The sequence below is a fragment of the Citrobacter sp. Cpo103 genome, assembly GCF_030332605.1.
GTDB classification, from domain to species: domain Bacteria; phylum Pseudomonadota; class Gammaproteobacteria; order Enterobacterales; family Enterobacteriaceae; genus Citrobacter; species Citrobacter portucalensis.
The window spans coordinates 91,133-113,256 of the sequence record NZ_JAOWHO010000033.1; the positions used below are offsets into that span (position 1 = coordinate 91,133).

A 22,124-nucleotide genomic window follows, 5' to 3' on the forward strand; every position below is an offset into this window, starting at 1 on the left:
TTATATTTAGATTTAGTGTAGGGAATGAACAGTATAGAGAGATTATGTGCATAAAAAAACGGCCTCCGAATGGAGGCCGTCAGGGGAAGCTTAACCCATCGCGCTTTCGCGCAGGCTGGCTTTCAGCTTGGTGTACTCATCAATGACATACTGCTCGGCAGCGCGCTGATCGGCAATGCGTTCAACGTTTACAGCACAGTACTTGTACTCCGGCGTTTTGGTAATCGGGCTTAAGTTCTCGGTTACCAGTTCATTACATGCACCAATCCACCACTGGTAGGTCATGTAAATCGCGCCTTTGTTTGGACGATCGCTGACTGCCGCACGGGTAATGACCCGGCCTTTACGCGAGTTCACCCACACCAGCTCTTCATCCTGGATGCCCAGGCGTTCTGCGTCGGCGGTGTTGATCTGGGCATAGCCCGGTTCATCCGCCAGCGCGGCCAACGCCGCACAGTTACCGGTCATCGAACGGCAAGAGTAGTGGCCGACTTCACGCACTGTAGACAGTACCATCGGGTACTCCTCAGTGAGTTTGTCGATTGGCGCTACCCAGTCGCAGGTGAAGAACTGCGCCAGGCCGTTCGGGGTGTCGAACTTCTCTTTGAAGAGATAAGACGTACCCTGGTCGGCTTCTGAGGTGTCGCGGCAAGGCCACTGGATATAACCCAGTTCGCCCATTTTCTCGTAAGTGGCACCGTAGAAATCCGGGCACAGATGACGCAACTCGTCCCAGATTTCCTGGGTGTTGTTGTAGTGCATCGGATAGCCCATACGGGTGGCGATTTCACTGATAATCTGCCAGTCCGTTTTCAGATCCCACTTCGGCTCAACGGCTTTAAAGAAGCGCTGGAAGCCACGGTCAGCTGCGGAGAATACGCCTTCATGCTCACCCCATGACGTAGACGGTAAAATAACGTCTGCGGCAGCGGCAGTTTTGGTCATGAAGATATCCTGCACGATGACCAGTTCCAGATCCTCAAAGCCTTTGCGCACTGCGGAGAGTTCAGCATCGGTTTGTAATGGATCTTCACCCATGATGTACGCCGCGCGTACTTCGCCATGCGCTGCACGGTGCGGCAGTTCGCTGATGCGATAGCCGGTATGAGCAGGCAGACTTTCCACGCCCCAGGCTTTAGCGAACTTCTCGCGGTTAGCCGGATCTTTCACATACTGATAGCCCGGATAAGTATCCGGCAGCGCGCCCATGTCACATGCGCCCTGAACGTTGTTCTGCCCACGAACCGGGTTAACGCCCACGCTCGGCTTACCGAGGTTGCCGGTCAGCATTGCGAGGCTGGTCAGTGAACGCACGGTTTCCACGCCCTGATAGAACTGGGTAACACCCATGCCCCACAGGATTGCCGCGCTTTTCGCCGTGGCATACATACGTGCAGCCTGACGAATATCCTGCGCGCTAACGCCAGTGATATCTTCGACGGACTCCGGCGTGTAGCCTTCGACGATCTTGCTGTACTCTTCGAATCCTTCCGTACGGGAGGCGACGAACGCCTGGTCGTACAGTTTTTCTTCGATGATGACATGCCCCATGGCGTTGAGCAGCGCGATGTTCGAGCCGTTTTTCAACGCGATGTGCATGTCGGCAATACGCGCGGTTTCAATTTTGCGCGGATCGCAGACGATGATTTTCGCCCCGTTACGTTTAGCATTAATCACGTGATTCGCCACGATCGGGTGGGAATCCGCCGGGTTGTACCCGAAGATGAATACTAAATCTGTGTTATCAATTTCATTGATAGCATTACTCATTGCGCCGTTACCGACCGATTGGTGCAGACCTGCAACCGATGGGCCGTGTCAGACGCGAGCGCAGCAGTCAACGTTATTGGTACCAATAACGGCGCGCGCGAATTTTTGCATTACATAGTTGGTTTCGTTACCCGTACCGCGAGATGAACCGGTCGTCTGAATAGCGTCCGGGCCATACTTCGCTTTGATGGCGCTCAGACGACTGGCGACGTAATTCAGCGCTTCATCCCAGGAAACGGATTCCAGTTTGCCGCCACGCTGGCGACGGATCATAGGGGTTTTCAGACGAGGGGTCAGGATCTGGGTATCATTGATAAAATCCCAGCCATAGTAGCCCTTCAGACACAAGGTACCCTGGTTGGTTTTCCCCTGCGCCGCTTCAGCCCGGACGATTTTGCCGTTATCGACCACCAGGTTGATTTTGCAACCTGATGCGCAATATGGGCAAACCGTGACGACTTTTTTCATCGGTCTCGCTCCAGTTAATCAAATCGCGCATACGCGCTTGTCGTTTTTGTTATGCATCTTTTATGCCATGTTTTTATCAGGGGCATTAGTCGATATTACGGGCGAATTTTGCGCAAAACTCTGACGAAAAACAGGCTGTCGTCATATTTGACGTGACGAATCTCCAATACGTGACAGCCCGGCAGTGTGACCGAGGTTATGTTTCCCGCACATCCTTGTGCCTTATCGCTGTCACTCTGTGCAGAATCAATCACACTCATTTAAGTTGGCCAGAAATGGGGAAAAACAATGAAGCCAGCCATACTGGTTGTGGATGATGACATCGCTGTCTGCACGCTTTTACAGGATGTGCTGAGCGAACACGTCTTTACGGTGACCGCCTGTCACACCGGGCAGGAGGCGCTGCGCTGCATTGAGACTCAGCCGGATATCGCTCTGGTATTACTGGATATGATGTTGCCCGATATTAACGGCCTGATGGTGCTACAACAGGTGCAGAAGTTGAGGCCCGGATTACCGGTGGTGATGCTGACTGGGCTTGGCAGCGAGTCGGATGTGGTTGTCGGGCTGGAAATGGGGGCTGACGACTATATCGGTAAGCCGTTCAATGCGCGGGTGCTGGTGGCGCGGGTAAAGGCGGTGCTCAGACGCGTTGGCGTGTTAACGGCAGAAAGCGGCGGCCCGCAAACCACGGGGCTTTCTTTCAATGGCTGGCATCTCGATACCGCCGGTTGCCAGCTGCATAATCCCCAGCAGTTGAAGGTGGAGTTGACGCAGGGGGAATACAGCCTGCTGTTGGCGCTGGCCCAAAATGCCCGCCGGGTGCTGAGTCGGGAACAACTGCTGGAGCTGACGCGCAGCGACAGCGTTGAGGTGTTTGACCGCACTATTGACGTGTTAATCATGCGGCTGCGGCGAAAAATAGAGAACAACCCGCACCAGCCAATGTTGATCAAAACCCTGCGCGGGCTGGGTTATGTGTTTGCCGCCGACGTGCAACATCACGATAAGGCGGCGTGATCGTGTGCAGTTGCCGGATGCGGCGTAAACGCCTTATCCGGCCTACAAAAGCGAAAACGACCCCGTAGGCCTGATACGGTCGTAGGCCTGATAAGCGCAGCGCATCAGGCATATTTCCGGACGATGCGAACGTAGGCCTGATAAGCGCAGCGCATCAGGCGTCAGCCATTTCTGCTTTCAACTCTGCCAGCGTCTTCGCACCGTCTATCGCATTCGCGCACAGCAAGCTTGCCCGCGCACAGGCGTGTGCCAACCTGACGCTGTCCGTCAGCGACCAACGCTCATGACAGCCATACAAAAATCCAGCGCAAAACGCATCTCCCGCCCCGACGCTGCCAACGATCTCCTCCTGCGCCAGGTACTGCGACGGGATCCAGACGCCCGGCACATCCGGCGCTTCACCCCAGGCACCTTCCGGACAGTGGATCACCACCCGCTGGCGCACGCCTGCATTCAATAATTCGTGTGCGGCGGTGGCGATGTGCGCAATATGCAGTTCGCCGTTGGGCTGGCGGATCTCCAGCCCGCTGAACTCCCCGGCTTCCAGCTCGTTAATCACCAGATAGTCGAGATGGCGCAGGGCTGGCATTACCAGTGGTTGGTAGCGCGGGTCGCCCTTGCGTGAGACCAGATCCAGCGACGTTTCAAAGCCGTTGTCGCGCATTTGTGCCAGCAGCCGTGCGCTACGCGTCCCGTACTCCTCATCCGGCATGTCCAGACTGTCGAGCAGCAGCAGATAACCCAGATGGAAGATTTTCATCGAGGTATCCAGTTGCTCAAACGCGGGCAGATCGAGTAGCCGATTGGCTCCCGGTGAGTGGAAAAAGGTGCGCTGACCGCTGGGATCGGTCATCACCTGCGACATCGACGTGGGGGCGAATGTGGTGCGCTGCACGTGTTGGCGATTAACGTGATACTGCTCCAGCATCGCCATGATGTAGTCGCCGTCGCTGTCCTGACCGATTAACCCCACCGCCTGCAACGGCAGCCCAGTGTGCATTTTTGCCAGCGTCAGCAGCACATTAAGCGGCGCACCGCCCGTGGCGCGTTCGCTACGGGTGATTTCCGCCAGCCAGCCACGTTCCGGCCACTGCACAATTTGATGCACGTGATCGACCAGCATGTTGCCTGCGGCGATAACGCCTTTGCGTTCCATCAGACCCGTCCCGCGCTGCCAAAAATGCGCATCTGTTCCGAAACGGTATCGGTAATGGCCTCTTCAATGCCGAGCAGCAGTTCGGCGAATTCGTCGTACAGCGGCTGGCGATTCGCCATCCGTGTTTCTACCGCCGACAGCGCCGCCTGCGACATGCCGGTATAGAAGTTGATTTTGTGAATGCCGAGTCCAATCGCGCGCTTGAAATCGTCGTCGCTGATGCCGGAGCCGCCGTGCAGTACCAGCGGGATTGCCGCCTGCTGGCGAATGGCATCCAGACGCGGGAAGTCGAGCAGCGGTTCGCCTTTATATTTGCCGTGGGCATTGCCAATGGCGACCGCCAGCGCGTCAATCCCGGTTCTGTCGACGAAATCACGCGCCATCATCGGGTCGGTAAATAACGATTCGTCGGCATGACCGTACAGCGCGCCGCCCTCATCACCACCCACCGCGCCCAGTTCGGCTTCCACCGATACGCCGACGGCGTGGCACATCTTTACCACTTCTCGGGTCTGGCGGATATTTTCTTCATACTCCAGCGTGGAGCCATCGAACATTACTGAACTGAACCCTAAGCGTAGTGCCCGAACCACCGACTCAAAGTGCAGGCCGTGGTCAAGGTTCAACACCACCGGAATGTCATGCCGTGCGGCTTCGAATTTGACCGCTTCGACCAGAGAATCCAGCGAGATATATTTAAAGTGCACCTCGGCAATGTTGATGATAAACGGCGAACGTTCTTGCTTTGCCGCGGCAAACAGCGCACGCAGGAAGTGTGAATCCAGAACGTTAAACGCCCCTAAGGCATAGCGATGCTCACGGGCATGGGCAAGGCCATCAGCGAGAGATATCAACGGCATAATGCGCTCCTTGGTTAGCGGAACAGGCGATATTCGTTACACAGCACCAGCTGCGCAGGTTCGTCTTCTTCAATGTCGTTATAGCGGGCGATCGGTTGCAAAAAGTGGTTATCGTGGTCGTCGTCATTAACAGAAGAAACCTCGCCGACCAGCACGTCGCCAAAACCTTCTTCCGCCCAGAAGCTGTGATACAGGCCCGGTGGCAGGCAGATGCTTTCACCCGGCGTCAGGCGCAACTGACTGCCTGCCGCATGGGTTTGCCGACAGCCGTCAATCACCACGCTTACGTCGGTCTGCTCCGTTTGCTCCCGGATCCCCGCATTCCACAGTTCCACTATTAAATTGCCGCCGCCGCGATTGATAATGTCTTCGCGCTTGCGCCAGTGAAAATGCATCGGCGTGACCTGTGCATCGCGAACATGCATGATTTTCTCGGCGTAGCATTTTTCATAAGGCATACCTTTCGGCGAGCCGTTACGCAGAGTGAACAGCGTTAACCCTTGCGCGGCGAAATTGTTGCCGCCAAACGCGGTGACATCCCAACCGAGCTTAAGGTCGAACACTTCGCTCCAGGCTGTGGCATCAAGCTTGCGCCATTGGGTCGGGGGGAAGCTGGCAAAAGGGGGAAGATGCACGTCGTGCTGAGAGAAAAACTGGCGCGTGTGGCCAAGGATCTCGTTTATTGCGGAGCGTTTCATTGATTCTCCTGTGGCTGATAAGATGACCTTTATGCGGCCCTCTCTCAAAAGGAGAGGGAGAAAACCAAAATCTTTCCTTAGGAACACATGGGCATAATCCAGTTACCTCTCCCCTCACAGCAGAATAGGGAATAGTTATATTTTATTGTGTTTTTTTATGGGAGGATGTGATTTATTCAATAAAAAAATAAATAAAAAGAATGCTTCTATAAATGTTATTGTAAATCATTGGGTTAATGTTTTGTTTTTTTAGTTCCCTCTCAGTTTTTGGAACCATTTGGATGTGACTGCTTGATCGTTGCCTCACGGTGAAAAACGAATGCGGCGTTATATAAATCGTTTTGTTAAAAAATTATTTCATTGAATCTAAAATCGCGTCAGTTAATCGTTTATTTATATGTCGTAATTATATTACGTGTTTGACTAATAATAATTAATTTACTTTCCAGATTTTTTCAGTAAAAAAACAACCTTTTTTTATTATTGTTGATATGCTGACTGGACTTTATTTCTTATGTATTACTTTCTTTTTGCAAGGGATGCGATAATGAAAAAAGGTTCGGGTTTCTATAATCTTGAAGGTATAGTTTCAGAGGAGAGTATCAATAAGTATTTATTCTCCGTAAGGGGTGAGAGTAAATTAGGGTTGCTGGATGTTGAAACAATTGAAGGTCATGAAAAATTAAGTAAACCATACAGTTATAAAATTAAATTCACATCAAAACAAAAAAGCATCCCTCCTGACTCACTTCTTAACATTGAAGGCTCGCTGAAAATCAGAGCACCTAATCATAGCTGGAATAAATATATTCAAGGTTCTGAGATGTGGCTATATGAACGGCAAATTGAAGGCGTCATTACGTCATTTTCGCTTATTAGTACATCAGCGGATGAATCACTGTATGAAATCAGGCTGGAGCATAAGCTGGCATTACTCTCACGACGCAAGCGTTCGGCTATTTACCTGAACATAAATGTGCCGAAACTGGTCACGCAGATCCTCAAAGAACATGCTTTTGCTGATTATGAAATCGACTTTGATAATCTTGTTTGTATCTATCCCAACCGGGAAATGATTGTTCAGTGGGAGGAGTCAGATTTAGCGTTTATCAGCCGCATCCTGTCAGAAGTTGGGATCTGGTTCAGGATCGCAAATCATCATGCTGTTTCGCACATTATGGTGGTTATCTTCAGTGATTCACAATGCCAGTACATTTTTGATCAAAAGATTATGCACTCATCCCACGCAGGGCTGACATCAAATGATTATTCGATCGATAAGCTGGTATCAAAGCACAATGTTGTCTCGGCAGACGTTAGGGCGAAGAACTTTGATTACAGGCTGGCAAACTCGCTGATGCTAAATGCTGACGCCGATGTGTCTGCGGAAAGGGCTACGACATATGGCACAGAGTATCGCTATGCGGATATCCATCATCAGCCGGGATCGCAATTTGCCGAGGTGCAGCCAGGTGAATCCAGCTGGTTCTATGCCAAACTGCATCACGAAATTATTCTTAATAATCAGTCCATTTTAAACGGTGTGACCACCAGTCCGTCGATCGTGCCGGGGATGGTGCTGGAAATCGACGGTACCATTCCACATGCTTTCGACTCTGGATTTGTGGTAACGGCAATGCGGGTGACGGGGAGGCGAGATGCAGCGCTCCAGTCCCGGCTTATCGGTATTCCCTACAACCAGAACGTTTGTTTTCGACCTCAGCCGCTACCCCGGCCACGTATTGCGGGTACTGTTCCCGCGATCGTTTCATCATCAATAGACAATGACAAATATGCTCATATCGATGTGCAGGGTCGATATTGGGTTAAGTTTGATTTTGACCTCGACCAGCACAGGCAAGGTTATGAAAGCATGCCCGTTCGTCTGGCGCGGGTTTATGCCGGCGATACTTATGGTCATCACTTTCCGCTCATCCAGGGCACAGAGGTTGCCATTGCGTTTGAAGGCGGCGATCCGGAAAGACCTTTCATTGCGCATGCCCTGCATCATGCTCCAAAGCCAGACCCCGTTACCAGCCGCAACAATACCCGCAACGTCATCCGCACTGCGGGTCTGAATAAGCTGCGAATGGAGGATCGGCGCGGGCAGGAACACGTCAAACTGAGTACCGAGTACGGCAAAACGCAATTGAACATGGGCCATCTGGTTGATGCTGGCGGTAAACCGCGCGGCGAAGGCGCAGAACTGCGCACCGATGACCGCGCGGTCCTGAGGGCGGCAAAGGGGATATTACTCACGACCGAGGCGCAGCCAAAAGCCCAGGGCAAGCAGCTTGATATGAGCGCAGTGGTTCAGCAGCTTCAGGACGCGCTTACGCTGGCAACGTCACTTCAGCAAAGCGCGCTGACGGCGCAGGCGTTAAATGTCGAATTGGGGCCGCAGCAGCAGCTTAACGCTGCGCTTGAACAGCTTACCCGTTCGGGACTGGTGGCCTACGCCGATCACGGTATGGCCCTGCTGACACCACAAACGATGGCATTATCAGCAGACAAAGATTTGTCGCTAAACGCCGCCAGCAACGGCAGTTTTAACGTCTTTAAAAAACTCTCAATGGCCGTTGGACAGGGCCTGTCACTTTTCAGCAGAGCTATCGGAATCAAAATCATCGCCGCAAAAGATGATATTTCCGTCCAGGCGCAGCGCGGCGAAATGGGCCTGCTTTCTGATAAGCATTTTCATATTCAGAGTATGAACGGCAACGTAACCATCAGCGCCAGGAAGAATATCCAGCTTTTGTGCGGTGGTGGCGGTATCAGAATAAATGAAGACGGCTCTGTAAAAATATTCTCCCCCGCAAAAGTGCAGTTGAAAGGCACCTCTCTTGACTGGAGCGGACCGGAGTCGGCGAAAGATAAAACCCCTGTCTTTCAGGAGGAGCAGTTTCATCGCCGCATTAAATTACATGGCTCTGGCAACCCAGACGATGTTCTGAAGAATACAAAATTCAGACTGACTAAGGCATCAGGCGAAACCATTGAAGGCGTCACTGACGATGAAGGAATGACGCCGTTATTGGATATGACTGAAATGGACGAAATGAAAATGGAGATTTTGCCAAATGAGTAACAGTCCCTTTAATCCACGGGTGGTGGCGACAGGTGTACAGGGCGTGCCTAAATCAACGGGCGGAAAAATGGCTGTCTGCGACGTGCCCGTTAAGTATTCCATGCCCTGCATTGTGATCCTTGTGCACGGCGTCAACGATGTGGGCGAGGCCTATCAGAATCAGGAGCAGGGTATTATCGCTGGCCTGAATGAACGTATGGGCCGCACGGATATGTATCCGCATGAATGGCAGAAGTACAAAATGGATACGGGCGATGGTGAGCAGCAGAATGTAAAAATGCCCGGACGCAGCCCGGTAATTCCATTTTATTGGGGGTATAAACCCGTCGATCATGCGACGTATACAGAAGACCAGCGGCGTTATCGCGATGAGCTGGCTAAATCAGGAGACGCCGCAAAACTGCCTTACAACGCCTATCAGGAGGATGACCACGCAAAGCTGGAAAAGCTGGGGCATATTCCCCAAACCACCTTGAAATATCAGAATGATAATTTCGGCAACGTGCTGGACGATGTGTACGCCAAAGGCGGTGGTACCTTTGCCAATGCGACAACTACTATTCCGGATATGTTAGGCCCTGGCTCCGGCGGCCTGGCGAACGGTGCGGCAGGATTTGCATCACTGTATATGAATGCCGGGGATTTTACGCACCCTATTTATGACAATCCGCACCGTATTTATCAGTTTTTTGCCGCGCAGCGGCTGGCTGATTTAATCCTGATGATTCGAAGAGAACCAGCAACAAAATTCGATCCCATTAATATCATTGCGCACTCCCAGGGAACGATCATTACCATGCTGGCCAATATGCTGGTAAAAGCAGCAGGTGCCGATCCTGCCGATTGCGTGATTCTCAACCATTCTCCCTACGCACTGGAAAAAACGGCTGCTGAAGGTATGACGCCCGGACATCATCAAACGGATCGCGCCCGGCAGCAGACGTTCCGCAATTTCTGCCAGTTGATGGCGACCAATGCCAGATATGGCAAGGGGGAATATCACACGCAGGCCGAGATTGATGAATTAGAAGGCGCGCTGTGCCTGAGTAAAACCAATTCACAGTGGCGCAAGCATAAACTTTATACCCGTAATAACTTTGGCAAGGTATATAACTATTTTTGCCCCAATGACAGTGTGGTTTCATTACTTAACGTCCAGGGATTGGGCTGGCGGGGAGTCCCCCATAACATTGCCAGCGGAATAGACAATCTGCGCCAGCGGGTTTTCTGTGAAAATGGTCCGGAAATAGGCGGCAGCCCGCTGAGCGTGCCTTTTGAAATGCCGGCGGTAGAAAAGAATAGCTTTAATCAGGATACGGGCGCGACCAGACAATATACGTTTGCGGATGTTGTTGTGAATGGTGAGCAGCTCCCCGTCACCTTCAGACACCAGTTACAGGGTGCGGGAAGTCAGTATAAATATTCGATAGCGCCAGGTTCACCCGATCAGGACATCTCATTTTCTGCAAAAGCCACGGTTATTGCGCGCACTGAGACAGATTTCAAAAATCTCAGCGGCGCAGGTTTCGATTCTTTACAGCCGGGCCAGGCATTAACGCCTACTGAACTTGCGATGTTCGCCAAAAAATATGGCAAGCCTTATACCAAAGGCGTTGTTCTGGGCGGGGGATACAATAAGACCGTTCAGTTGATTTATGAAAAAACGCCGGATGAGCTGCAAAAAGAATGGCTGCAATCAGAGCAGGTTGGTTACAGCCAGCATTCCTCTATTGTTATGTCGAAAGATGCCTCCGCGAAAGCGATGCCTTTCGATCTGGCGGTGGGAATATGCAGGGCATTTGATCACGAAAATGGTGAGTTCTGGGTAAAACTACTTCGCCGTGGAGACTGGCGTATGAAGCGCAACGGTCTGCAAAAAACTGTGGATTATTATACAACGGGGATTTTGAATAAAGCGGACACAAAAGATTATATGAACAGGCCAGATGATATTTTACCAAAGGGTCAATTTGGTGTGGTTAACGAATATTGTCATTCAACAACGGTTAAACCTGCCAGACACAATGAAATATACAATACCGAGACTCCCAATCTGCAATGGGATATGCCCAAACCGCTTAACGTTTAAGGATAAATTATGAAACTGGGAAATACGGTAGGAATAATAATCGGCGCAGTTTCACTATGCGCTATCACTGCCTGTACAAAAAAAATACCCTCACAGGTAATTTATCAGTTTGATGATAATCGTTACCTGGAGTTGATCGGTTATGATTGTGAAGGATATGTTGTTTACCATGACGTAAAAAGAAAGATCAACAAGTCAATTTATGGCAACCCAATCTATAGAGTATTCACGGGAGTGTATATTCATCCTTCAGAGCAGTACATTCTGGTCCCTGAATGGGAGCCGGGAGCATATAAAATATCTAAAGATTACGGACAAACGTGGCAGGTCGCAACCTATATGTCTCCATTTCAGGGGCAAGAGAAAAATTCAGATGGAAATATGGTCGACAGACCTGAAGGAAAAGAAATAAAAAGAGTGGTGGTGGTCAATAACCAGGCATTTATTACCACGGCGCAGGGGCATTTATATCTGAGTTCATATCCTTTTGACGACCCGCGCTTAGCGCCGGGTGGACCGGGTATAGATTATCAATTCTTTGATGATACATATTATCTCTACAGACCAGGCAAGCATAAATCCAGTGGCGAGTATGTGAACGGCCATATGAGACCAGAATCTCCAGGTGATGCCTGGGGAACGGTGGTGTTTATGAAAGCATCCTTGGCCCATTTAACGGAAGGTTATAAGGCTAACTATCAAAACCTGCCGGACAAAGAGCCGGAGGTAGTGGGCTATAAGGGCTGGACCCGGATGCACTGCGATATGGATGCAGGGAAATAATCTGCAATGGGATATGCCAAAACCGCTTAATGTTTAAGGATGAATTATGAATAAGGGAAGTGCGTTAAAAATAATAATCGGAACTATTTCGCTATGTGCTATCGCTGGCTGTACGAAAAAAACACCCTCACAGATTATTTATCGCTATGATGATAACCGATATCTGGAATTAAAAGGCTATAATTGTGAGGGAGCGCTTTGGTATCATGATACCAGGCGGAATATACATAAGGAATTAGTAAATGGCGTTTATTCAACGTATCAGATCTTTTCCGGAGTATATATTCATCCATCAGATAAGTATATTCTGATACCGCGATGGGAGCCTGGGGCATATAAAATATCTAAAGATTACGGACAAACGTGGCAGGTCGCAACATATATGGCCCCTTTCCCGGCGCTGGAGAGAAACTCAGATGGTGTTATGCGTGACAGCCCTGAAGGAAAAGAAATAAAAAGAGTGGTGGTGGTTAATAATCAGGCATTTATTACCACTGCACAGGGGCATTTGTATATGAGCTCATACCCTTTTGACGATCCGCGTCTGGCGCCGGGTGGTCCGGGTATAGATTATCGATACTTTGATGACACCTATTATCTCTACAGGCCAGGCAAGCATAAATCCGGTGGCGAGTATGTGAACGGCCATACCAGTCCTGAGTTTCCAGGTGCTGCGTGGGGAACGGTGGTGTTTATGAAAGCATCTTTAGCCCATTTAACGGAAGGTTATAAGGCCAACTATCAAAACCTGCCGGACAAAGAGCCGGAGGTGGTGGGCTATAAGGGCTGGACCCGGATGCACTGCGATATGGATGCAGGGAAATAATCTGCAATGGGATATGCCCAAACCGCTTAATGTTTAAGGATAAATATGAAAATGGGAAATGTGGTAAGAGTAATCGTCGCAGCAATTTCACTATGTGTTATCTCTGGCTGTACAAAAAAAACACCCTCACAGGTAATTTACCGGTTTGATGATAACCGATATCTGGAATTAAAAGGCTATAATTGTGAGGGAGCGCTTTGGTATCATGATACCAGGCGGAATATACATAAAGAATTAGTAAATGGCATTTATTCAACGTATCGGATATTTTCCGGAGTATATATTCATTCGTCAGATAAGTATATTCTGATACCGCGATGGGAGCCAGGTGCATACACAATATCTAAAGACTATGGACAAACGTGGCAGGTCGCAACGTATATGTCCCCATCTCAGGGGCAAGAGAAAAATTCTGATGGGAATATGGTAGATAGACCTGAAGGAAAAGAAATAAAAAGAGTGGTGGTGGTTAATAATCAGGCATTTATTTCCACTGCACAAGGACATTTGTATATGAGCTCATACCCTTTTGACGACCCGCGTCTGGCGCCGGGTGGTCCAGGTATAGACTATCAATACTTTAATGACACCTATTATCTCTACAGACCTGGCAAGCATAAATCCGGTGGCGAGTATGTGAACGGCCATATAAGACCTGAATCTCCAGGTGATGCCTGGGGAACGGTGGTATTTATGAAAGAATCCTTAGCCCATTTAACGGAAGGTTATAAGGCCAACTATCAAAACCTGCCGGACAAAGAACCGGAGGTGGTTGGCTATAAGGGCTGGACCCGGATGCACTGCGATATGGATACAGGGAAATAATATGAAAGGTGTAATCAGGCTAAACGATCCGCTGGAAAATGGCGGATATGTCAATAAAGCTTCTGGTAGCAAGTTTATGGGAATTCCTGTCGCTTTACAGGGGGATACTGTGGTTTGTATTCTGCACAAAGGTACCTTCCCAATACTTGATTTTGAGCCAACCTGGACAATGGACGGCAAAGGCGTCGTTGTGGATGGCTGTAGGGCCGCATGTGGTTGTGCAATTAAAACCACGCTACCAACGGCGGGGACAAGCAAATGAGGAAATGGAAGATACCAAACAAGAATCCCTATGAAGAACCAGAAAAATTCCCGCTTAATATTATGCTGATCATTAGCTGTGCTATCTTTCTGTTTTTTATAACGTACAATATATTCAGCTGGTTGCAGGACAAGAAAGTTCCTGATGATCTGATATGGAATGCAATAGGTATCCCGTCGCTAATAGTGTTAGCAATCTGGTGTGTGGTGGTAATCACTTACGGTGTTATATCTTTTCCATGTTACTATGCGGGTTATCTTGAGCAGTATGGTATGAACCAGTGGAAAAACTGGGCAATACGGGCATTGCCTCTTTTAGACTATTCATCCATTCTCCCGGTGCCTGAACTGGCATTAAAAATTCAGAAACTAGAGGGTGAAGCGCCAGAAGGTTCTGCAACGCCGTTACGCATTGATATTGAAGTTGACTCAATGGATGACGCCAGAGTTGATAAAGTACTAAGGCAGTTGATAGAGCCCCTCAAATGTTCTCTTGTCAGGGATTATCGGCCTTTTACTACCTGGCTATACGTTAAGGGAGCGGATGACACTATCGGCAATAGTTTCAAGGCGGTGCTGGCAAGTCTGAGCATCCCCAACGATAAGGTCGGAAAAATCAATATTCTTCACAAATGTCCTGATTATTTTTTAATAAATGAGTGGGTTGATTTAAATATTTCTGAAAATAACCTGGTTATTACCGTTGAATTGCATGATAAAAATAATTCTGATTTTTTTGAAAGTGCTAATGCTTTTATTTTTACCAATACACAACTGCTTAAAGATAAAGACACACCTTTATATTTATTACGCATGATGGACAGTACCCCTTACTATCTTGATGAAATCGTAAGTACATATCTTTCTGCACAGCAAGTTGATGTCAGTAAAATTAAAAAACTATGGTTCAACTCACTGGATAAGCAGTCAAAGTTCGTATTATTTAGTGGGATAGAAAACGCAAAAACGAGCATTTTGGCCGATAGTCGATATGAACTGGAGGCCGTCACTGGGCAAAGCACAGAGGTTCAGCGCTGGGTTGTATTAGCGTTGGCTGCGGATGCTGCAAAATATGGTCAATGCCATCAGTTATTCGCCAGTACATCCGCAGATACTATTCAATCCGGCATAATAGCTGCTAAATATCCAGGATGCTGGCCTGCACTTGATAAGCTGGATTTCCATGATTATTGGAGAGTCATAAAATTGTGCGCAATTATTTTATGGTGTATGGGATTTGTAAGTCTCGTACCACTAGAACTGTTCCAAAGTCACCCCTGGTATACGTTTGCACCTTTGGTTATTGGTATTCTGGTTATTTACACGGCGGTTATGATTTTTTCTTTTATACTGAGTCATAATATAGAAGAGGAAATGGATATTTATTACTCTCAGTTTTTATGAGGTAAGCGCCCTGACGGGCGCTCTTGCTTCTTTGACTCTCTTTGTGGCAGGAGCCTTAGTCGGTTCAGGATTTATTTCACCGTCCAACCCTTATAACTGCCGACGTTGTTTTTATCGATCATCGTCACCGGGATCAGCACGGGTTCTTTCGGGGCGGGTTTCCCCTGCAATATGTCATAGCCGATTTCGACCGCTTTGGCAGCCATCACCTGCGGATCTTGTGCCGGAGTCGCCACAAATAGTGAGTTTTCGCGCTTCAGCGCTTCTTCACCGTCTGGGGATCCATCTACGCCGACAATAAAGAATTCGCTACGCTGCGCCTGTTTTGCCGCCAGATCGGCACCGATCGCCGTCGGATCGTTAATGGCGAATACGCCGTCGATCTTCGGATTCGCCGCCAGCAGCGCGGTCATGATCTCCAGCCCGCCTTCGCGACTGCCTTTGGCGTTTTGGTTATGCGACAGCACCTTGATGTCAGGGTGGCGTTTAAACTCAGTCTGGCAGCCTTCCACGCGGTTCTGGACGGCGGAAACCGGCGGCCCGTTGATGATGACGACGTTGCCTTTGCCTTTCAGGCGGTCGGTAATGTATTTACAGGCCATTTCACCTGCCTGGGTGTTATCGGAGGTAATGGTCGCGTCTGCGCCTTCCGCTGCCACGTCAACGGCAACCACCACGATCCCGGCGTCTTTCGCGCGTTTTACCGCCGGGCCGATGCCCTTGGAGTCGGCGGCGTTAAGGATAATCATGTCGACTTTGGCGGCAATAAAGTTGTCGATCTGCGACACCTGTTGCCCCAAATCGTAACCGCTGGAAACCAGCGTTACTTTAACGCTATCACCTGCCAGCTTGCGTGCTTCCAGCTCCGCGCCTTTGGTGATCTGCACGAAGAACGGGTTGGCCAGATCGCCCACCGTAACGCCAATCGATTTCAGTTCTTTTGCCTGCACAAACGGAGCTGCAGCAAGCAGGGCGCCAGCACAGAGCGCGGTCACTAATGGCTTCAAACGCATACTCGTTTCCTCACGTAGGGTATTGTTGTTATACGCCTGATGGCGCTGCGCTTATCAGGCCTACGAATGAGCAGGCCAGTAAGCTTGTCTATGCACTTTGATGGTGTCGGGTACGGTATTTGTCGATTAGCACCGCTATGATGATCACCGCCCCTTTGATCACCAGTTGCCAGAAATAGGAGACGCCCATTAGCGTCATGCCGTTATTGAGCGTGGCGATTATCAACGCCCCCACCAGCGTGCCGGTTATGGTGCCGATCCCGCCAACAAAGCTGGTGCCGCCGAGGATCACCGCCGCGATGGCGTCCAGCTCGTAACCCATACCTAAGTTGCCGTTGGCGCTATACAGCCGCGAGGCGCTCATCACCCCGCCAAGACCTGAGAGCAAACCGCTCATGCCGTAGACGAACAGCAGCACCAGCCACACTTTGATCCCGGTTAAACGTGCGGCCTGCATATTGCCGCCGACCGCGTAGATATGAACGCCGAGCGTGGTGCGGCGCAGAATGAACCAGCACACCACCACCACCGCCAGCGCAATGACCACCAGCCACGGAACCGGGCCGAGATAGTTGTTACCGATCCACTCAAAGCTGATATTGGAGTTAATCACCGTTGTACCGTCGGCCAGCAGATAGGCCACGCCGCGCAGCGCCGTATAGGTTCCAAGCGTGACGATAAACGGCGGTAGTCCGGCAAAAGCGACCAGCGCGCCGTTAAATAATCCCAGCACCAGGCCGAGCATCAGCGCCGCCGGAATTGACAGCATGGCAAGCTCAGGAATAAGAGAAACGACCATGGCTGCGACGGCGGTGGTGCCGAGAATCGAGCCAACCGAGAGGTCGATCCCGCCGGTCAAAATAATGAAGGTCATGCCAGCCGCCAGCACGATGTTGATCGACGCCTGACGGGTTATATTCAGCAGGTTGCTTTCGGTAAAAAAGTTGGGCGCGATAAAGCCAAATACCGCCACAATCAGGATGAGAATCGGTAAGATGCCGACTGTTTGCATCAGATCGCTCATCAGCATTCTTTTCGCGGAGGCGGATTTCGCCACCTGCTGGGGAGGGGTTGGATTATTCATGGGGCACCGCCTGATGGTGGGAGTCGTTCACGCCGGTAGCCAGCGTCATAATATTTTCCTGGGTAATACTTTGTCCGTTCAGCTCGCCGGCAATGCTGCCTTCCCGCATGACGTACACGCGATCGCTCATGCCGACGACTTCCGGCAGTTCGCTGGAGATCATCAGGATCGCTACGCCTTTGCGCGCCATATCGTTCATGATCCGGTAGATCTCGCTTTTGGCGCCAACATCCACGCCGCGCGTGGGTTCATCGAGGATCAAAATACGTGGGCCGATCGCGACCCAGCGTGAAATCAGCAGTTTTTGCTGATTTCCGCCAGACAGCCCGCCCGCGCGTACCTGTGCGTGCGGCACGCGGATGTTGAGCAGCTTGATGGCGTCATCGGAAATAGCCTGCGCCTTTTTGCGATCGAGCATGCCCCAGTTGGCGTCACGCTCCAGCGTTGCCATGGTGATGTTTTCTGCCGCTGCCAGCTCTAAAAATAATCCCTGCTCTTTGCGGTTTTCCGTCAGAAAGCCAATGCCGTGGTCAATCGCCTCGCGCGGGGAGTGGATCACTACCGGTTCACCGTCTACTTCAATCATGCCGCCGATGGCTTTACGAACGCCAAAAATCAACTGAGCCAGCTCAGAACGCCCGGCACCGACTAACCCGGCCAGGCCAACGATCTCCCCGGAGCGTACCAGCAAGCTGCACGGCTGGACTTTATGGCCGTCGGTCAGGTGATGAACGTTGAGGCGTGCTTTACCTAAGGGAATGTCGCGCTCTTTGTTGAACAGATCGCTTAACGGACGACCCACCATCATGCGCACCAGCTCCGAGGCGTTGAGCTTGTCGCGGGTCAGGCTGCCAACATATTGTCCGTCGCGCAGGACGCTGACGCGGTCCGAGAGTTCGTACACTTCCGCCATGCGGTGGCTGATGTAGATAATCGCCATCCCCTCATCGCGCAGGCGCATGATCAGTTCAAACAGGCGATGGGTTTCACGTGAGGAGAGGGCGGCGGTGGGTTCATCCATCACCAGAATGCGGCTGTTACGGTGCAGGGCGCGGGCAATTTCCACCTGCTGCTGTTCGGCGATGGTCAACGTCATCACGCGGTCGCTGGCCTTAAACTGGGCGCCGAGTCGGTCGATAACTTTCTGCGACTGCATGACCATCTCTTTACGCTGGACCAGACCGCCGCGCGACAGCTCGCTGCCAAGAAAGATATTTTCTGCCACTGTCAGGTTTGGCGCGAGCTGCATCTCCTGATACATCAGCGTGATGCCTGCGCTAAGCGCGTCTTTTGGCCCGCGAATGTGGAACGGCTGACCGTCAATCAGGATCTCACCGCTGGTGGCGGTATAGGCCCCTGCGAGGATCTTCATCAGGGTGCTCTTCCCCGCGCCATTCTCGCCCATCAGGGCATGAATCTCGCCCGGCCAGACCGTTAAATCGACCCCTTTCAGCGCGTAAAATTTGCCAAACGCTTTAGCAATGTTGCGCATCTCCAGAACCGGTGTCCTGCTCATGGCGGATCTCCTGTGGGGTGGCCGATATCAGCAGTCCATCACAGGAATGTAAATGCAAAATGTCAGAAGCCGTTCATATTTGTCATATTGCGATTTTTCTTCACGGAGCGTGATATGCCGCAACCGGGACGTCACTTTTTCGCCAGTGCGCGCGGACGATTGCTGTTCTTCAATCTGCTGGTGGTGGCGGTCACGCTGATGGTGAGCGGCGTGGCGGTGCTGGGTTTTCAGCACGCAAGCCAGATTCAGGAGCAGGTGCAGCAGCAAACCGTTGACGACATGACCGGCAGCATGAACCTGGCGCGCGATACGGCGAACGTGGCGACGGCGGCAGTGCGGCTGTCGCAGGTGGTCGGGGCGCTGGAATACAAAGGGGAAGCGGAGCGGCTGCAGGAGACGCAAAAGGCGCTGAAGCAGTCGCTGGAACAACTGGCTACCGCGCCGCTGGCGCAGCAAGAGCCGGTGCTAGTCGAGCGTATTATCCAGCGCAGTAATGAACTACAAAGCAGCGTAGAAGGGATGTTGCAGCGCGGGCAGCGGCGACACCTGGAGCGTAACGCGTTGCTCAGTTCGCTGTATCAAAATCAAAGCTATTTACGTCATCTGCAAAAGTTGACCGGCGCGCAGGATGATGCGCTGCTGGGGCAGATGGACCGCTTAATTGTTGCCGCCATCGACACGCCCACGCCGCGTTCGGTGGTGAAACAACTGGATGCGGTGATGCCTGCGCTTCCCTTGCGCCATGCTAGTCCGCTGATTAGCGGTATCCTCAACGACTTCAACCAGGAGCTGCATAAGCTGGAGCCGCTCTCTTCCGCGCTGGAGCAGAGCGATTTGGCCATCAACTGGTATATGTTTCATATCAAAGCGCTGGTGGCGATCCTCAACAGCGATATCAATCAGTATGCCTCGCAGGTGGCGCTGATCTCAGAGCAGCGGGTGGCGCAAAGCCATCAGGAACTGCAATCCGGCGCGTTGTTTATTTTAGTGTTTGCGCTGCTGGCGGTGGTGATCACCGGTTTTGCCGGATGGTATATCTACCGTAATCTCGGCTCCAACCTGACGGCCATTTCACGGGCGATGACCCGGCTGGCGCACGGTGAATCAGACGTCAGCGTCCCGGCCCTGCAGCGGCGTGATGAGTTAGGCGAGCTGGCCCGCGCCTTTAGCGTCTTTGCCCGGAATACGGCGTCGCTGGAGCACACCACCCGATTGCTAAAAGAAAAAACCAGCCAGATGGAAATCGATCGCACCGAGCGTCAGGGGCTGGAAGAAGCGCTGTTGCACAGCCAAAAGCTGAAGGCGGTGGGGCAACTGACGGGTGGATTAGCACATGATTTCAATAACCTGCTGGCGGTTATTATTGGCAGTCTGGATCTGGTGAATCCGGAGTCGCCCGATGCGCCACGGGTCAATCGGGCGCTAAAAGCCGCCGAGCGCGGGGCGCTGCTTACCCAGCGACTGCTGGCCTTTTCGCGCAAACAGTCGTTGCACCCTCATGCGGTGGAGCTGAAAACGCTGCTGGAAAATCTGGGCGAACTGATGCGCCACTCTCTTCCGGCCACGTTGACGCTGGAGATTGAAGCCCAGTCTCCCGCCTGGCCCGCGTGGATTGACGTCAGCCAACTGGAAAACGCCATTATCAATCTGGTGATGAACGCCCGTGACGCCATGGACGGGCAGGCGGGCACGATTAAAATCCGTACCTGGAATCAGCGGGTCACGCGCAGCGATGGGCGCAAGCAGGACATGGTGATGCTGGAGGTTGCCGACCAGGGAAGCGGGATGTCACAGGAGGTGAAAGCCCAGGTCTTCGAGCCGTTTTTCACCACCAAACAGACCGGTAGCGGCAGCGGACTGGGGCTGTCGATGGTCTACGGTTTTGTGCGCCAGTCCGGTGGCCGGGTGGAGATTGAAAGCGCTCCCGGGCAGGGAACGACGGTCAGGTTGCAACTACCTCGTGCCGTTGTGCCGGTGCAGGCTCAAGTGGAAGCGGTAGCGGTACATGCGGCGAACAGCGGTGAAAAACTGGTGTTGGTGCTCGAGGATGAGGACGATGTACGCCAGACGTTGTGCGAGCAATTACACCTGCTGGGCTACCTGACGTTAGAGGCCGCAAACGGGGAACAGGCGATGCATATGCTGGCGGCTTCATCCGAGATTGATATTTTTATTAGCGACTTAATGCTGCCAGGTGGTTTAAGCGGCGTGGATGTGGTTAACCATGTCCAGGCACATTATCCGCAGTTGTCCATCCTGCTGATAAGCGGTCAGGATTTACGTCCGGCGCATAACCCGGCGCTGCCGGATGTGGCGCTATTGCGTAAGCCTTTTACCCGGGGAGAGCTTGCGCAGGCGCTGCGGAAAAGTGAACAGTCATACCGCTAAGACATTGTCCTCTTCGCATACTATTTTGCGAGCTTCCTTCGGAAAACTAAACCTGCCAAAGAGATTAGGAATTCATCAAGACCAGGGAGCAAACGGGTGATGCTAATCTGAGCAAACACAGCCCGATTAGGATATAAAAGGAATTATGCCAGTACTAACAAGAGGTGATTCGCAGATGATTGTGATGCCGACAACGTATAGCCCGATGGCCGTCGCCCGCTCGTTTAAGGTGGTGGATACGTTTGAGCTTTCCGGGCGTATTCTGCTGGTTATTTATGACAGGCAAACTCCACGCGCAGCAATCATTGAAGCTGATATTGAGATTTTTAATGGCGTGCCTCGCCATCGGGTTCTTGCTGCACTGGATTTGCAGCGTAAACCCTACCTGGACAACGATATTCTAACGGTGGAGCGATGTTGGGAAGAGGCGTCTGTGTTTCAGATAGAAGGGATATGTGTTAATCCGTCCGAACGAGATAAAGGGTTGGCGACGCGCCTGTATGAAGCACTGATTTTGCGCTGTGGTGTAACGCTGATTAGCGATTTTGAGCAATATGATGGCGGGAAAATGCTCTGGCAGAAAATTGCGCGTGAGTCTGAATACATCTCAGTTTTTATCCTGGACACGGAGCAAAACGCATTCTGGCCGTATGATGGTTCGAAAGTTATATATGATGGGGGATGTATCCCAGAAGAGCGGATATGGAGCATGTCACCAGATACAAAATGCCACGGTGTTGTTTTGGTGGCAGAGGAAAAACAACGCGCTTACCAGTTGATGGAGCCAGGGGCGTCCTATCGAGTTTGAGATTCCTCCGCTACACCTTCTTTTCTGCGTTGACTAACGTAAAGCCAGTTCAACTTCGGGTCTGGCT

The 22,124-nt window shown here is 51.4% G+C and carries 17 protein-coding genes; 10 read left to right on the forward strand and 7 right to left on the reverse strand.

Annotated features, from left to right (window positions below; genetic code table 11):
• Nucleotides 1-90: 90 nt before the first annotated feature.
• Entirely contained in the window at nucleotides 91-2,238 is a 2,148-nt protein-coding gene (gene fdhF / locus OGX89_RS15320) for a formate dehydrogenase subunit alpha (RefSeq protein WP_126957355.1), read from the reverse strand.
• Between the two features lie 288 nt (nucleotides 2,239-2,526).
• On the opposite strand from fdhF, the gene OGX89_RS15325 reads away from it, so the two are divergent.
• On the forward strand, nucleotides 2,527-3,258 hold the full coding sequence (locus tag OGX89_RS15325) for a response regulator (protein ID WP_003826666.1): 732 nt from the start codon (nucleotides 2,527-2,529) through the stop codon (nucleotides 3,256-3,258).
• Between the two features lie 154 nt (nucleotides 3,259-3,412).
• On the opposite strand, the gene OGX89_RS15330 is transcribed toward OGX89_RS15325, so the two are convergent.
• Genes OGX89_RS15330 through OGX89_RS15340 form a run of 3 tightly spaced genes read right to left on the reverse strand, consistent with a single transcriptional unit; the run spans nucleotide 3,413 to nucleotide 5,972 of the window.
• A complete protein-coding gene (locus tag OGX89_RS15330; protein ID WP_122973898.1) occupies nucleotides 3,413-4,417 on the reverse strand; it encodes a carbohydrate kinase family protein in 1,005 nt (334 codons plus the stop codon).
• Entirely contained in the window at nucleotides 4,414-5,274 is an 861-nt protein-coding gene (locus OGX89_RS15335; RefSeq protein WP_126319506.1) for a ketose 1,6-bisphosphate aldolase, read from the reverse strand. The genes OGX89_RS15330 and OGX89_RS15335 overlap by 4 nt, the downstream gene beginning before the upstream one ends.
• Nucleotides 5,275-5,288: 14 nt before the next feature.
• Nucleotides 5,289-5,972, reverse strand: a complete 684-nt coding sequence (locus OGX89_RS15340) for a D-lyxose/D-mannose isomerase (RefSeq protein WP_126957353.1) — start codon at nucleotides 5,970-5,972, stop codon at nucleotides 5,289-5,291.
• Nucleotides 5,973-6,486: 514 nt separating this feature from the next.
• Between OGX89_RS15340 and OGX89_RS15345 the strand changes: the two genes are divergently transcribed.
• From OGX89_RS15345 to OGX89_RS15375, 7 genes are read left to right on the forward strand one after another with little or no spacing between them, the layout of a single operon-like run.
• Nucleotides 6,487-9,060 carry a type VI secretion system Vgr family protein gene (locus OGX89_RS15345; RefSeq protein ID WP_232397761.1) on the forward strand — a complete coding sequence of 858 codons (2,574 nt, stop codon included), beginning with the start codon at nucleotides 6,487-6,489 and terminating at the stop codon, nucleotides 9,058-9,060.
• Nucleotides 9,053-11,149: a T6SS effector phospholipase Tle3 domain-containing protein gene (locus OGX89_RS15350; RefSeq protein WP_126957349.1), complete on the forward strand. Its 2,097-nt coding sequence runs from the start codon at nucleotides 9,053-9,055 to the stop codon at nucleotides 11,147-11,149. Before OGX89_RS15345 ends, OGX89_RS15350 begins: the two co-directional genes overlap by 8 nt.
• A 9-nt stretch (nucleotides 11,150-11,158) precedes the next feature.
• Nucleotides 11,159-11,932, forward strand: coding sequence for a T6SS immunity protein Tli3 family protein (locus OGX89_RS15355; RefSeq protein WP_126957347.1), 774 nt, complete (start codon nucleotides 11,159-11,161; stop codon nucleotides 11,930-11,932).
• Nucleotides 11,933-11,978: 46 nt separating this feature from the next.
• Complete coding sequence (locus OGX89_RS15360; RefSeq protein ID WP_126957345.1) at nucleotides 11,979-12,758, forward strand: T6SS immunity protein Tli3 family protein; 780 nt, start codon at nucleotides 11,979-11,981, stop codon at nucleotides 12,756-12,758.
• Nucleotides 12,759-12,803: 45 nt separating this feature from the next.
• A complete protein-coding gene (locus tag OGX89_RS15365; protein WP_286560745.1) occupies nucleotides 12,804-13,583 on the forward strand; it encodes a T6SS immunity protein Tli3 family protein in 780 nt (259 codons plus the stop codon).
• Between the two features lies 1 nt (nucleotide 13,584).
• Nucleotides 13,585-13,845, forward strand: coding sequence for a PAAR domain-containing protein (locus tag OGX89_RS15370; RefSeq protein ID WP_003826683.1), 261 nt, complete (start codon nucleotides 13,585-13,587; stop codon nucleotides 13,843-13,845).
• A complete protein-coding gene (locus OGX89_RS15375; protein ID WP_286560748.1) occupies nucleotides 13,842-15,248 on the forward strand; it encodes a KPHS_23130 family T6SS system protein in 1,407 nt (468 codons plus the stop codon). Before OGX89_RS15370 ends, OGX89_RS15375 begins: the two co-directional genes overlap by 4 nt.
• 71 nt (nucleotides 15,249-15,319) lie before the next feature.
• On the opposite strand, the gene OGX89_RS15380 is transcribed toward OGX89_RS15375, so the two are convergent.
• From OGX89_RS15380 to OGX89_RS15390, 3 genes are all read right to left on the reverse strand, one after another.
• Entirely contained in the window at nucleotides 15,320-16,261 is a 942-nt protein-coding gene (locus tag OGX89_RS15380) for an ABC transporter substrate-binding protein (protein WP_003826688.1), read from the reverse strand.
• 88 nt (nucleotides 16,262-16,349) lie between these two features.
• Nucleotides 16,350-17,345: an ABC transporter permease subunit gene (locus OGX89_RS15385; protein ID WP_063941242.1), complete on the reverse strand. Its 996-nt coding sequence runs from the start codon at nucleotides 17,343-17,345 to the stop codon at nucleotides 16,350-16,352.
• Nucleotides 17,338-18,861, reverse strand: a complete 1,524-nt coding sequence (locus OGX89_RS15390; RefSeq protein ID WP_286560749.1) for a sugar ABC transporter ATP-binding protein — start codon at nucleotides 18,859-18,861, stop codon at nucleotides 17,338-17,340. The genes OGX89_RS15385 and OGX89_RS15390 overlap by 8 nt, the downstream gene beginning before the upstream one ends.
• A gap of 114 nt (nucleotides 18,862-18,975) precedes the next feature.
• On the opposite strand from OGX89_RS15390, the gene OGX89_RS15395 reads away from it, so the two are divergent.
• A complete protein-coding gene (locus OGX89_RS15395) occupies nucleotides 18,976-21,249 on the forward strand; it encodes a hybrid sensor histidine kinase/response regulator (protein ID WP_279892894.1) in 2,274 nt (757 codons plus the stop codon).
• A 175-nt stretch (nucleotides 21,250-21,424) separates the two neighbouring features.
• A complete protein-coding gene (locus OGX89_RS15400; RefSeq protein WP_063941245.1) occupies nucleotides 21,425-22,057 on the forward strand; it encodes a GNAT family protein in 633 nt (210 codons plus the stop codon).
• Nucleotides 22,058-22,124: the final 67 nt, after the last annotated feature.